The sequence below is a fragment of the Polynucleobacter sp. TUM22923 genome, assembly GCF_030295705.1.
In the GTDB taxonomy this organism is placed as follows: domain Bacteria; phylum Pseudomonadota; class Gammaproteobacteria; order Burkholderiales; family Burkholderiaceae; genus Polynucleobacter.
In genome coordinates this window covers 290,508-303,545 of the sequence record NZ_AP027274.1, presented here as the reverse complement: position 1 = coordinate 303,545, position 13,038 = coordinate 290,508, and the positions used below count along the sequence as shown (strand labels likewise).

Here is a 13,038-nt window from a genome sequence, read left to right as displayed (position 1 = left end):
TATTAAACTTTCTTGATCGCAGATTTACCGAATAGACCTGAAGGCTTGTACATCAATACAAGCAAGAGCAAGATCAAACCTGGTACATCTTTATAGCCAGTGGAGATATAGAAACCCGTTGCTGTTTCCACAATCCCCAGAATCAATCCACCGACGATGATTCCCATACCGCTAGACAGGCCACCAATAATGGCAACCGCAAAAGCCTTAAGGCCTAAGGCGCCGCCCATTGCTGCGCCAGTCAATGTTAATGGTGCAATTAACACGCCTGCAAAAGCCGCTGTCAGAGATGACAAGGCATAGGAGAAGGTAATTACTAGGCTGGTATTAATACCCATCAAGCCTGCAGCATCGCGGTCATTTGCCGTCGCTACTACTGCCTTACCGTAAATTGTTTTGCGGTTAAAAAATTCAACCAGCAGCATCATAACCAAGGCACCTACAACAACTAAGATTTCCATTGGCAAGATGTTGGCGCCTAAAAACGCCATAGGCTCCATTGGCAAAGGAGATGGGAATGGCAATGCATCACGACCCCAAATGTTCTCTGCAAAATTCTTGAAAATAATACCGAGCGCAATGGTGGACATAATCCAACCAAACTCAGATTTAATTTTGATGGCTGGACGCACACCGATTAATTCAACAAAACCACCTTGAACCATGCCGAATAAGCAGACTATAGGCAACATGAGCCAGTAGTTCATGCCAAAGGTTTCGACGCAAGTCAGGCCAACTAAAGCACCTAGCATCAGCGCTTCACCTTGACCGAAGTTCAGAGTGCCCGAAGTAGCAAAGGTGAGCTGGAAACCGAAAGCGATTACCGCGTAGATCATCCCTACGGCGATACCGCTAGAGAGGATTTGAGCAAACATGTCCATATGATTGACCTAAAAAAATACTTAAAATTGTTTTATTGAAGAATTCAACATTGTAAGCAAAACGCCGCTTTGTAGGCGGCGTTTTGCTAATTTTTCAGCTAATTAACAACTTTTAGGGTAAACCCCAATAAGCTAAGCTGATTACTTCTTTTTAGCTGTAGCGTCTTCTGCGTTCAAAAACTCAACACGTCCATTTTCAACAACGCCCATAACCACGTCTTTAGCTTTAATCGCTTCGTGATCAGTTGCGCTAAAAGGCTTGTTATATGTCATGACAACGCCGTCAACTGGAGTCTTTAGATCTTGCAATGCTGCCAAAATCTTTGGTCCCTCAGTACTGTTAGCTTGCTTGATCGCAGCAGCTAGCAAGTACACGGAATCGTAACCCTGGGCTGCGGAAACTGGAGAAGGAATGATGCCATTCTTTGGCTTGAACTCTTTTAAGTAATTATCTACAAACACCTTACGCTTAGGCGTTGTTGCAGGTGACTGAATGAACGTTTCTGGCATAGTCGCGCCGTTACCGTTCTTACCAGCAGTATCAATAAAGCTGGCCATAGACAATGTCCAACTACCAATCATTGGCTTCTTCCAACCCAACTTAGCCATACCATTTGCAATTTGTGCCAACTCAGGTCCAATTGCATAGGTCAAAATCACATCAGCACCCGCATTTTTAGCTTTCAGTAATTGGGAAGTCATATCCACGTCACCTAAGTTGAACTTTTCAGTTGCAACTGGAGTAACGCCATAAACCTTCAGCGCTTTTTCTAAGTCTTCACGGCCTAGCTGACCATAGTTTGTGGAGTCAGCCAAAATAGCGACTCGCTTTAAGCCACGCTTTTCGACCGCTTCTTTAGCAATCATCGGAGCCTGGATATTATCTGCGGCGCCATTACGAAAGACATAGTTTTCAGCAGCGTTCGGAAACTGTTTAGTAATCAAAGTTCCTGTAGCAACGTTGTTCATGACAGGAATCTTAGCTTCTTGATAGAACCGCTGGGAAGCCAAGGCAACACCAGTATTGATATAACCTAAAGTCGCAACAACTTTCTCGTTATTAATCAGCTCTTGAGCAATTTGCACGCCGCGCTCATTTTTTGCCTCATCATCGCGCTCAACGAGAACGATCTTGTTGCCGTTAACGCCGCCAGCAGCATTGATCTCTTTAGCAGCCAAACGAACACCGTCACGCATACTCACGCCCATTGAAGCTGAGCCGCCGGTAAAGGGTCCTGCAACACCAAATTTAATATCCGCTGCGTAAGCACCGGTTGAAAGCATTGCAATAGCGGCTACTGCAAAGATGTGATGACGAATATTCATAAAGTCTCCATGACTGAAACAGCTAGTTAATTGAAATCTAATTCTATTTACAACTTGCATCGAACGACTATCTTACAGTTAATGCAAGAGCAAAAATAGCCCTTTTAATTAGGGTTTTACACTAGTTTGTCAAAATAAAATACTTAATAAAGCGCCTAAAAGCGCTGGCGAAACCGAGCCTCAAGTACGGGCCAAAAGAGATTCACAATCAAACCGGCAATGACCAACCCAGCGGCCATCAGCTTCCAGCCTGGCAAAGCCTCACCCAAGAAAAAAGCAGATGCCCCCATTCCAAAAATGGGTACCAGTAAGGGGGCGGGTGCGACTAAGGCTGCGGGATGCTTTGAAAGAAGCCAGCCCCAGGCCGCATAACCAAACAGCGTGTTTCCCCAGGATTGCCATAAGACTCCGACCCAAGCCCCCCAAGATGCAGCCAAAGTGACTTCCCATAAATGCCCGGCCCCACCCTCGAACATCAGCGCTATCAACACTAAGGGTGGAATGGAGAAGGCGCTAGCCCAGACCACGTAGGCCAGCATATTAATAGAGCCCGCTTTGCGACTGACGGTATTCGCAATTCCCCAGGAGAGGCCCGCAAAGACAACTAAAGCCAGCCCTAGGAAGGTGGTGGTGGCGTCGGTATGCATGGCAATAATGACCAAGCCGATAAATGACACGCCCACTGCAACTGCTTGATAGCGCTTCAAACCCTCTTGGGCAAAAAACATCGCAAAACCAATGGTAAAAAATACCTGGGTTTGAATGACCAAAGAGGCCAAACCAGGCGAAATGTCACTATGAATGGCGTAATACATCACCCCAAACTGCCCCACCCCAGTCGCTAAGCCATAAATACATAAGTTAGCCCATGACACCTTTGGCTTTGGTAGAAAAAATACCAGTGGCAATAAGGCAAATAAATATCGCAGCGCAGCAAAATAAAACGGTGGAAACGCAGCAAGGCAATTTTTAATCACAACAAAATTAGTGCCCCAAACCGCCACAATACCCAAAGCTAATAGCAGATGGCTTGCTGGTAGTTGATTGGGTGGTTGATTGGATGGCTGATTAGTCAATGCATTGGTCAATTCATTGGTCAGTGGATTGCGCATCTGTTCATGCCAGTGCGGACTGTTCACCAGTAAGTAATTCTGCAGCGCGTTGCGCAATCATCATGGTCGGTGCCGCCGTATTACCCGAGGTAATGGTGGGCATTGCGGAAGCATCCACAACCCGCAGATGATGAATGCCTCGTACCCGCAGCTCAGAATCCAGCACGGCCATTGGGTCATCATCGCGCCCCATCTTGCAAGTGCCCACCGGATGAAAGATGGTAGTACCAATATCACCAGCAGCCTTGATCAACTCTTCGTCTGTTTGATATTGCTTACCGGGCTTGTATTCATCTGGGGAATAAGGCCCAAGTGCAGCACTCTGAATGATCTTACGCGTCAGCCTCAAAGAGTCAGCCGCAACTTTACGGTCATCTGCAGTGGATAAATAATTGGGTGCAATGACTGGTGGCGCCTCTGGGTCCAAAGTATTGATATGAACGCTTCCGCGCGAGCTGGGGCGTACATTACAAACACTTGCAGTAATGGCATTAAAGGCATGCAAGTCTTCGCCAAACTTTTCTAAGGACAAGGGTTGTACGTGGTATTCCACATTCGCAGATTGCTGATCAGGCGAGCTATAGGCAAAGGCTCCTAGCTGTGATGGTGCCATCGACATCGGACCAGAGCGCTTCAGGATGTATTCCAAACCAATCATCAGTTTTCCAAAAAGAGAATTGGCTTTGGTATTCAGCGTTTTAATGCCACTGACTTTATAGATCATGCGCAATTGCAAATGGTCTTGTAAGTTTTCACCCACCCCTGGCAAGTCTGCCATCACCGGAATACCCAGCGCCTGTAGATGGCTTGCAGCGCCTATGCCAGAGCGTTCTAAAATCTGCACACTACCAATGGCGCCAGCACTCAAAATTACTTCGCCCTGATGGGCAATGTTGCAATGGGTCGTGATCGTTTTTCCATCCCGCATGTATTCCACGCCGTAGCAATTTTTACTCACCGGATCAATCAACAGCTTATTCACGACTGCTTCGGTAATTACCGTAAGATTGGGTCGCTTGGCTGCATCTCGTAAAAATGCCTTTGCGGTATTGAGTCGCCAGCCTTTACGCTGGCTAACATCAAAGTATCCAACCCCAAAGTTATCGCCTTGGTTAAAGTCATCTGATGCAGGAATGCCTGCCTCTATTGCCGCCTGCTTAAAGACATCCATCACCGGCCAACGCAAACGTTGCTTCGATACAGTCCATTCGCCACCTGTGCCGTGCCATTCATTCGCTGCACCGTGATAGTCCTCGAATTGCTTATAGCGACGCAGGGCATTTTTCCATGACCAGGACTCATCACCTGTTGCATTAACCCATGAGGTGTAATCCCCCTCTTGGCCTCGCATATAAATCATGCCGTTAATAGAGGAGCATCCCCCTAGTACCCGACCACGGGGATAGAGCAACGATCGACCATTGAGTCCTTTTTCAGCTGCGGTCTTAAAACGCCAATCTGCTCGAGGGTTGTCTATGCAATACAAATAGCCCACCGGAATATGTATCCAGATGTAATTGTCGTTTTTACCAGCCTCAATTAAGAGCACCCGCTTGGCAGGGTTCTCAGTCAGACGCTTGGCGAGCATGCAGCCAGCGCTTCCCGCGCCAATAATGATGTAGTCGTACGATTGTGGGGGCAAGGCTTGTGTCATATGCTTAAGATGAAATGATCATAAGGACCATAGTATCAATCATTTCCGAGGTCGGAAACAGGGGACAAGGTCGATATCCGTCTAAAATAGCCATATGCACGTTAACGAGAAGAACCGGACCCCAAAAAAAGAAGATCTGGATACAGGTCCCAGTAAGTCTGAACTGAAGCGTCAGATGACGGAGCGCCAAAAATTAGCTGAGGTACTGGCCGCCCTTAGTAGCGATGCACTTAAAAGTGTTCCCATGGATGAGGCGATCAAAGTAGCTATTGCTGAAACGCCTAAGATCAAAAGCTTTGAAGCCATTCGTCGTCATAAACAGTATCTTGGAAAGCTCATGCGCTTTTTAGATGAAGAAGAGCTAGAGACCATTCAAAAAAGATTGGATGCCATTCAAGGAGTCAGCAAGGCGGAAACGGCCAAACTGCATTTTTTAGAATCCTATCGTGACAAGTTGATTGCGAACGATGAGGCCTTTACTGCCATGATTGCGCAATATCCAGATATGGATATTCAGAATATGCGCACACTGATTCGTAATGCGCGTAAAGAAAAAGAAATGAATAAGCCGCCTAAAGCGTACCGCGAGATCTTTCGCGTCCTAAAGGATATGGGTATCTAAAACTTGAGCTTGAGCTTGCGAGACGGCATTTCTACCAATCGATAGAGGTAATTCGCGGCTACCCAACTGAGCACCACTGCGACCAGCATCAGAGCAAGTGCCACTAGACCATCATGATGAGTGTGCATGCCCCAGGCAATATAAACAGTGTTGGCCAACAGGATGAATGCAAAGTGTAATAAGAAGGCACAATAAGATCTGCGGCTACCCCACAAAATCATCAGCACTGCAGTATGAAATCGGGCATGCTTTTCATCTTTGTAAGCCCTGCTACCCCAGATGATCAAAGCGATCGCTACACAATACGCTAAGAGATTCCGAATCCAAAGTTCTTGAAAACTAGAGATCAGAATTGCTACCCCAATCAAACCGAATAATCCCTGCGCTAGGCGAGTCACGATGGTATCCACGGTAGGACTGCCAACTGCGTCACCCTGATTTTTGGCTAGGTATGCCAGCACACCTAAACCGTAAGAACCAATAAAGTAGATAAAGTAATTCTCATACTCACTATGGCGATTGAAATACAGCAGTGAGGCGATAATCAACCCGGTCGCCACCCAAATCAAAGAACGAAAATTAGGCAAGAGCCCCATCAGAATCGCTATTATTGAAAATAGCTGCCAGTCAATGGCGACGTACCAGGCACCAGCCGATATCGAGTCTAGACCCAAAATACCCTGTAAGAAAAATAGATGTGCCAGTAGTTGCCCTAACGTTTCTGACTCACCTACAAATTCATCCTGAACCCAAAATCGCGCTATCCAGGCACAGCAAATCGTCAACAGCAATGCCACTAGGTATGGTGTAAATAAACGCAGATAGCGATTCAGAATTAACTGTAGTAAAACTCTAGGGTTTCTTAAATTGGTTTTAGCGCTCAAAGACTGAGCGGCCAAATAACCACCCATCACTAAAAAGATTTGGACTGCATAACGCCCATAATCAAACAAGAAGCCCATCAAGCCCGGCAGCAGACTTTTCGCATCCTCTGCCAACTGTCCATAACTTGAGAAATGATGCAGGATGATGAGTAAAGCAGCGAAAAGCTTTAAAAAATCAATCAGTAAGAAATGGTTTTTTGACTGCAAGGTGTAATTTCAGTATTTCAAAGAGGGAAGAGAGCAATAGCCTGGGGAGCGAGTTCATATCGCTACGCATGAACCAACTACTTCGATCTACTTCGATTTGGTCTTACCCATAAGGGAAGCCAGCAAAGGGTTTGTGCTGGCTAAATCTTTCTTTGCCTTGGCTACTTCTTCCGCCGTACCTGGCTTAGGCACCTTTGAAGCATTTTTCATACGCTGGGCAGTGGCTAAGCCGAGGTTTTTGTACAGGTCGGTTTTTTTCATACTTAAGTTACTTATCTTTTAATGGGTTACTTCAATATTATTTCGTAATCGAACGTGCAGCTAAACCAAGGAATAGCAATGACCAGCCTTGTAGCAGTAATTCAATAGCAATCAGCAATCCAGGTAACCACAAACTACTCTGTGGATAGCCATTCATGATGAGCACGCCCATCAAGATAGAAATTGCTGATGACAGCACCAGCCAAAACCATTCCTGAAAATGCCGATGCTGAAATGCCGACAGCAAACGCAGTCCACCAGTAACGAAGAAAATAGCCGCCAACCACAGAGTGATGACCTCTAAAGCAGGAATCGGAAATAGCCAGATAAATAAACCAGCAACGATATACATCACCGCCAGCACCATCTGAATGCCAACACTCCTCCAGCCTTGGGATTTCATGGCATGACTTGCTTGTAATGCGCCAGCTAAGATTAAGAATGCTCCGACGATATTAATACTCACAAAAGAGAACAGGGTTTGACCAGCTACACCAATCATGCCTAAAACGATAAATAAGATACCCATGCCAATGAGTGCTCCAGGCACTTTAGCGGCAGCGCCTAAAACAGCGCTCCGAATTGCCATTAGTTGTGTTGCAGATAAATCGGTGTTGTTTTCAGACATAGTCGATGTTCATTTCTTATAGAGAGTCGTCTACTGTATCAATAAAATCGCGGATAGTACGATTAAATGCAGTTGGTTGCTCAATATTGGATAAATAGGCAGGATCTCAGCGACCGATCTGATAAGTGCTGAAGTGATAGATGAAACCCTCTAAAATACGATCTTGGTAGACAACCCCTGTATGCTTTATGACTTTCCTGCCTTTACAGCGCAAAACAAACCATCAATAGGTTAAAAACGAATGGATACTACTTTTACCGTCATCTTTGGCATTGTCGCCATGCTATTGCCTTTAGTAATTGGTCGCCTAGTGTGGAAACGCTTTGATCAATATTTTGGTCGTAACGATGAAGCCTATATGGATACCTTAGAGTACTTTCTTAAGAAAATTGGCTTCACCATACTGGTAGCTTTTATTATTTTATGGATTGGCATGAGTATCGTATTTAGTGGAAGTCCTAACTTCTGATGAAAAATCAACTCAAAACAGTTTTTGAGCGTGCAAAGCTGAACTTTGTGATTCTTGCCTGCATTTTGATTATTGCTGTCTTGGGGAAAATTACGAATCCTGAAATGACAAATGCGATATTCAAGTCTGCCGATGAATTAGTCTCTAATTTGATTTTGCTTTTTATTGCAATTACTTTAGGTGCATTTATTCCCAACTTTAAGCTCGTTGTTTTTGGTGCACTCGCCGCATTTATTGCTGCGGTAGTGGCTATCCAAACAGGTGTCTTTACCTACCTCACCATGAATGATTTATTTGCTGTTCTGATTGTGGTGCTAGGCTTTGCTTCTATTGCCAACCTCTATAGACACTATCGGGAAGTCGGGCTTTAAAGAGTCGCTACCTTCTGCTAGCAGGACCAACAAACAAAGACCGCTTATAAATTAAGCGGTCTTTTTATTTTTACTGGAGTATCCCAGTAGGTAACATCATGACTAAGCTGGCCTAAAGAGGCCTTTTTAGTTCGGTTCAGCTCAATTCAGCTTAGCCTGCTTTTTTAGCGTAAGCAGAGCACCAACCTTTACCAGCAACTTGCTTAGCACCAAACAAAGAGCAGCCACCAGCAGCAGCATCGACTTTACCCTGGAACAATGCGCAGTTACCACAAATCTGGCCAGCGGCGTATTTTGGAAATTTTGCTTTGTCTACTGCAGTTGCGACTGCTTTGTAACCTAGAGCAGCAGCTTGTGGATCTGTTTCTGCAACCATAGCTTGGGCTTGAACTTTGCCGTTCAATGCCAATGTACAGGCACCAGCAGCAGATAAAATCATGAATTGGCGACGACTATTTTTCATACGATCTCCAGAGAGTGAAATAAACAACACGTTTAGCTAGAATGGATCATAGAGCAGAGTAAATTAGTCTGCTATTACGCTCATAAGCCGTTGTTTTAATTCACTATTTAGTTGAGAACTGTTCTCAATCAAAAAAATAGAGCTCAAGTACTGGATTACTGCCAGCCTTTGAGATTCATACAAGTAATCCGCTGTCGTACATGGACCCCGGATCCCGCATCTGGATATGCCCGGGCGCACTCCACCGCATCCCGCTCAAAAGTCTGACGATTATTTTTCGCTGGATCTTTATTGACGTCAGGATAGGTGGAGCAAGCCACTAAAGCGAATACCGCGATAAAGGCAGCTCCTTTTTGAATGAAGTCGTGAGTTGAGAATCGCAAAATTTAATCTAGCCCTAACGGTGGCGCATGCGTTAGCGTTTTTCTAGTAATGATAAAAATTCTCGGCGCAAATTAGAGTCTTTCAAAAAAGCACCCCGCATCACGCTGTTCACCATTTTAGAATCTGGATCTTTTACTCCACGCCACTGCATACAGAAATGATCTGCATCCATCACGATAGCCACGCCAATAGGCTTAATTTTCTTTTCTAGCATGTCAGCCAATTCCACTACTGCCTCTTCCTGAATCTGTGGCCTACACATCACCCACTCGGTTAAACGAGAGTATTTAGATAAGCCAATCAGCGCAGAATCTTTGCTAGGTAAAACGCCAATCCAAACGCGCCCCATGATCGGGCAAAAATGATGGGAACAGGCACTACGTACCGTAATCGGTCCAATGATCATCAGCTCATTTAAGCGGCTTACGTTGGGGAACTTAGTCAGGGTAGGCTGCTCTACAAAGCGGCCTTTGAACACTTCCTGCACATACATCTTCGCTACCCGACGACTAGTGCCTTGGGTGTTGTGATCGCTTTGCGTATCAATCACCAAGCTCTCTAATACAGCCTGCATCTTTTCTGCTACTTCATCTACTAAGCGATCTAATTCACCTGGCTGTATAAATTGTGAAATATTGTCATTGGCATGAAAGCGGGCTTTTTGTGCCTGAATACGACGACGAATGACCAGGGATAGGGGTAAACCCACATCGCTGCTCGCCGCCGCTTTAGAAGCTTTAGGAGTTTTAGCGGCAGCGCTCTTAGCGATCACTTTCTTTGCGGCTACTTTCTGGATAACACTCTTGTTAGTCACTTTTTTTGCAATGGGCATGAAAATAAATAGATTTCTTTAAAGGGTTTATTAGGCACTGAATATATTTTGTAATGCATTCAGTAGTTCATTCAGCAGTTCATTCAGCAGTTAGTTCAGCAGTTAGTTCAGCAGTTAGTTCAGCAGTTAGTTCAATAGTTAAATCTGGCAAAAAATCGCCACAATACAAATCAATCCTACAAGCCACACAATCGATCTTGTGGTGGGCCAATCAACAAGATAGCAAATAAGATAAGCAATACGTGCCGCTACAAATCCGATCGCTAGGCCGTCAATGACGGGTTGAGAAACATGTTGAACACTAGCAATGATCACTGCTGCAAAGAATAGCGGAAGTGATTCAAATAGATTGGCTTGTGCAGCATTAGCCCTTGCTCTGTAACCGGTCTGCTTTGCTAACCACTGCCTAGGCATCCCATTGTCATAACCTTCAAATCCTTTTTTGGCGATACCTGCCGCAACGATCGGCAATAAGCCCATGAATAAAACACAAAAGTAAGCAATGGTCATTGTGGAGCCTTGTTTTTAGGGTCTTGATTTGAGCCAATGCGGCTTTCAGTCCCATTCATTAGATTCCGAATATTGCCACGATGGCGCCACATTAAGAGCAGACAAACAGCCAATAACGCGAGCGCCATTGGCTGAAATCCAAACAGAAAGACAAAATAAATGGGGCCAAAAGATGCTGCCGCTAGTGCTGCTAAAGATGAATAGCGCATAAAAGTTGCGACGATGACCCAAGTGCAGAGCGTAGCCAATCCTAAAATCCAATTGACGCCAAATAAGATACCGCAAGCAGTTGCAACACCCTTGCCACCCTTGAACCCATGGAACACCGGAAACAGATGGCCTAAAAATACTGCCATCACCACGGCACATAAGATCCATGATTCTGTAGTTGAGGTGAGCGATGCGTCACCCAAAATCATTCTGGCTGCCATTACCGCAACAAAGCCTTTTAGGGCATCACCGATTAAAGTTAAAACCGCTGCAAGCTTATTGCCAGTTCTCAAGACATTGGTAGCCCCGGGGTTGCCCGATCCGTAAGAATGGGGATCTGGCAAACGCATGCATTTGCTGACGACCACCGCAAAGGAAATAGATCCAATGCAATACGCAAGTGGAATCAATAAAAGACTTAAGGGGAAATGTAAGAACATAAGCCATTTTAATGACTTATCCGTAATTGCGGGGTAACTGGGTGGAACTGAGGGCAGCTAAGGGGAACTTAGGAAAACTGACAAGTCTGAGCGATTAGGAGCCGCGGGGATGATGTTGCTGGTGAATAGATTTGAGACGCTCCCTAGCCACATGGGTATAAATCTGCGTGGTCGAAATATCTGCATGGCCTAAAAGCAGCTGCACCACCCTTAAATCAGCCCCATGATTGAGTAAATGGGTTGCAAAAGCATGGCGGAGTGTGTGGGGAGATAAGATCACGGGTATGGCAGCAATCGTGGCATACCGTTTAATCAAGGCCCAAAAGGCCTGCCTTGTTAAGCCTGTGCCGGTATGGCGTCCAATAAACATGGCATCTGATGTCTTGCCTGCCAGCAGTAGCGCTCTAGCCTCAGCCAAGTACCGCGCAAGCCACTGCCCTGCTTCGCCACCAAAGGGTACTAAGCGCTCTTTACCTCCCTTACCGTTCACTACCCTCACCACGCCCTCGTTTAAACCCAATGCAACGGTTTTTAAGGCCACGATTTCTGAAACGCGCAGGCCACTGGCATACATCAACTCCAGCATGGTGCGATCCCGTAAACCTAATGGTGTATTGACATCGGGTGCATTAAGTAAAGCAGTGACTTGATCTTCACTCAACGTTTTTGGAAAACGTAAGGCCTGTTTAGCGGCCCGCAAACCAATACAAGGATCGCTTTTGACCAAGTTCATGCGTAACGCATGACGATAAAAACGCTTGAATACGGTCAACCGGCGATTGGCCGTAGTAGCCTTGTCCGCTCTTTTATGGGCAATATAAGCAGTCAGCTCTTTTTCTGTCACAGCGTAAAGATCAAGACCGCAGTCTTGGTAAAGCCACTGCGCTAGTAGCTGCAGATCCCGTTTATAGGCAGATAAGCTATTTTGCGCCAAGCCATCCTCTAACCAGCAAGCATCGCAAAAACGCTCGATGGCTTCAGTGCTCGTTGGCGGGATATTCTGATTGCTCATGAAAGGATGCTAACCCAGCCTTAGTCTGTTTAAGGCCATATGCTCAAAAGTACCTGTAAAATAACCCTCACGGAAGCGTGGCCGAGTGGCCGATGGCACCTGCCTACTAAGCAGGCATAGGGGTAACTCTATCGTGAGTTCGAATCTCACCGCTTCCGCCATTTTTTTAGCTAGACCAAGGGCCTTGGTTCTAGCGACCCTTCATCTGTGACTGCAACCTTGGCGGCAGCTTAGTCTCTAACTTAGTCTCTAAAGTTGTTAAAGCCCAAAGGTGCCTCTGTAACATCTTTGCGCAACATGGCCATGGCTTCCTGAAGATCATCACGCTTAGCGCCCGTAACCCGCACCGCATCACCCTGAATGCTTGCCTGAACTTTAATCTTGCTGTCTTTCAAAATACGCACTACTTTTTTAGCTAGCTCTTGATTGATTCCTTTTTGAATCTTCATCGTCTGCTTGCGCTTATCACTACCAATGGTTTCTGTTTTATCGTCTTTCAGATAACGTATATCAACGTTGCGTTTGGCCATTTTGCTAAACAGGACATCACGCACTTGTCCCAGCTTAAATTCGTCATCAGCGTAGACCAGTAAGGTCTCTTCTTTAAGCTCTACGCGAGAGTCAGAGCCCTTAAAGTCAAAGCGGGTCGAAATCTCTTTATTAGATTGCTCTAGAGCATTCTTCAATTCCACCATTTCTGGCTCGCATACGACATCAAATGAGGGCATCTCAAACTCCTTTATTAATTTTGGTCATGAATCACATTGCAGCT

At 45.6% G+C, this 13,038-nt stretch carries 17 protein-coding genes and 1 tRNA gene; 4 read left to right on the top strand and 14 right to left on the bottom strand.

Annotated features, from left to right (window positions below; translation table 11 throughout):
• Positions 1–2 precede the first annotated feature (2 nt).
• The 4 genes from QUD86_RS01645 to QUD86_RS01630 all read right to left on the bottom strand — a co-directional run bounded on the left by QUD86_RS01645 (position 3) and on the right by QUD86_RS01630 (position 4,973).
• Positions 3–881: a branched-chain amino acid ABC transporter permease gene (locus QUD86_RS01645; RefSeq protein ID WP_286297567.1), complete on the bottom strand. Its 879-nt coding sequence runs from the start codon at positions 879–881 to the stop codon at positions 3–5.
• A gap of 141 nt (positions 882–1,022) precedes the next feature.
• A complete protein-coding gene (locus QUD86_RS01640) occupies positions 1,023–2,207 on the bottom strand; it encodes an ABC transporter substrate-binding protein (RefSeq protein WP_286297565.1) in 1,185 nt (394 codons plus the stop codon).
• Between the two features lie 155 nt (positions 2,208–2,362).
• Positions 2,363–3,346: an EamA family transporter gene (locus tag QUD86_RS01635; RefSeq protein ID WP_286297563.1), complete on the bottom strand. Its 984-nt coding sequence runs from the start codon at positions 3,344–3,346 to the stop codon at positions 2,363–2,365.
• Complete coding sequence (locus tag QUD86_RS01630; RefSeq protein WP_286297560.1) at positions 3,324–4,973, bottom strand: GMC family oxidoreductase; 1,650 nt, start codon at positions 4,971–4,973, stop codon at positions 3,324–3,326. The genes QUD86_RS01635 and QUD86_RS01630 overlap by 23 nt, the downstream gene beginning before the upstream one ends.
• A 94-nt stretch (positions 4,974–5,067) precedes the next feature.
• Between QUD86_RS01630 and yjgA the strand changes: the two genes are divergently transcribed.
• The gene (yjgA, locus tag QUD86_RS01625; protein ID WP_286297558.1) at positions 5,068–5,595 is read left to right on the top strand and encodes a ribosome biogenesis factor YjgA; all 528 of its coding nucleotides are present in this window, start codon (positions 5,068–5,070) and stop codon (positions 5,593–5,595) included.
• On the opposite strand, the gene QUD86_RS01620 is transcribed toward yjgA, so the two are convergent.
• The 3 genes from QUD86_RS01620 to QUD86_RS01610 all read right to left on the bottom strand — a co-directional run bounded on the left by QUD86_RS01620 (position 5,592) and on the right by QUD86_RS01610 (position 7,575).
• Positions 5,592–6,686, bottom strand: coding sequence for an acyltransferase family protein (locus QUD86_RS01620; RefSeq protein WP_286297557.1), 1,095 nt, complete (start codon positions 6,684–6,686; stop codon positions 5,592–5,594). The two genes, yjgA and QUD86_RS01620, sit on opposite strands and share 4 nt — an antisense overlap.
• A gap of 87 nt (positions 6,687–6,773) precedes the next feature.
• A complete protein-coding gene (locus tag QUD86_RS01615; RefSeq protein ID WP_286297556.1) occupies positions 6,774–6,947 on the bottom strand; it encodes a hypothetical protein in 174 nt (57 codons plus the stop codon).
• Between the two features lie 37 nt (positions 6,948–6,984).
• Positions 6,985–7,575, bottom strand: a complete 591-nt coding sequence (locus tag QUD86_RS01610; RefSeq protein WP_286297555.1) for an HdeD family acid-resistance protein — start codon at positions 7,573–7,575, stop codon at positions 6,985–6,987.
• A gap of 241 nt (positions 7,576–7,816) precedes the next feature.
• On the opposite strand from QUD86_RS01610, the gene QUD86_RS01605 reads away from it, so the two are divergent.
• The gene (locus tag QUD86_RS01605) at positions 7,817–8,044 is read left to right on the top strand and encodes a hypothetical protein (RefSeq protein WP_286297554.1); all 228 of its coding nucleotides are present in this window, start codon (positions 7,817–7,819) and stop codon (positions 8,042–8,044) included.
• Positions 8,044–8,415 (top strand): hypothetical protein, encoded by a 372-nt coding sequence (locus QUD86_RS01600; protein ID WP_286297553.1) that lies wholly within the window; start codon positions 8,044–8,046, stop codon positions 8,413–8,415. The genes QUD86_RS01605 and QUD86_RS01600 overlap by 1 nt, the downstream gene beginning before the upstream one ends.
• A 151-nt stretch (positions 8,416–8,566) precedes the next feature.
• Here QUD86_RS01600 and QUD86_RS01595 read toward each other — a convergent pair whose 3' ends face one another.
• The 6 genes from QUD86_RS01595 to xerD form a co-directional block, all read right to left on the bottom strand.
• Positions 8,567–8,878 carry a high-potential iron-sulfur protein gene (locus QUD86_RS01595; RefSeq protein ID WP_286297551.1) on the bottom strand — a complete coding sequence of 104 codons (312 nt, stop codon included), beginning with the start codon at positions 8,876–8,878 and terminating at the stop codon, positions 8,567–8,569.
• A 155-nt stretch (positions 8,879–9,033) separates the two neighbouring features.
• Positions 9,034–9,261, bottom strand: a complete 228-nt coding sequence (locus QUD86_RS01590) for a hypothetical protein (protein WP_286297549.1) — start codon at positions 9,259–9,261, stop codon at positions 9,034–9,036.
• 32 nt (positions 9,262–9,293) lie between these two features.
• Positions 9,294–10,094 (bottom strand): GTP cyclohydrolase I, encoded by an 801-nt coding sequence (folE, locus tag QUD86_RS01585; RefSeq protein ID WP_286297546.1) that lies wholly within the window; start codon positions 10,092–10,094, stop codon positions 9,294–9,296.
• Between the two features lie 138 nt (positions 10,095–10,232).
• The gene (locus QUD86_RS01580) at positions 10,233–10,604 is read right to left on the bottom strand and encodes an MAPEG family protein (protein ID WP_286297543.1); all 372 of its coding nucleotides are present in this window, start codon (positions 10,602–10,604) and stop codon (positions 10,233–10,235) included.
• Positions 10,601–11,254, bottom strand: a complete 654-nt coding sequence (gene plsY, locus QUD86_RS01575; protein WP_286297541.1) for a glycerol-3-phosphate 1-O-acyltransferase PlsY — start codon at positions 11,252–11,254, stop codon at positions 10,601–10,603. Before plsY ends, QUD86_RS01580 begins: the two co-directional genes overlap by 4 nt.
• A 94-nt stretch (positions 11,255–11,348) precedes the next feature.
• On the bottom strand, positions 11,349–12,266 hold the full coding sequence (gene xerD, locus QUD86_RS01570; protein WP_286297539.1) for a site-specific tyrosine recombinase XerD: 918 nt from the start codon (positions 12,264–12,266) through the stop codon (positions 11,349–11,351).
• Between the two features lie 71 nt (positions 12,267–12,337).
• Between xerD and QUD86_RS01565 the strand changes: the two genes are divergently transcribed.
• Positions 12,338–12,427, top strand: a tRNA-Ser gene (locus QUD86_RS01565).
• A gap of 81 nt (positions 12,428–12,508) precedes the next feature.
• Here the strand turns inward: QUD86_RS01565 and QUD86_RS01560 are convergent.
• Entirely contained in the window at positions 12,509–12,994 is a 486-nt protein-coding gene (locus QUD86_RS01560) for a YajQ family cyclic di-GMP-binding protein (protein ID WP_286297538.1), read from the bottom strand.
• Between the last annotated feature and the right edge of the window lie 44 nt (positions 12,995–13,038).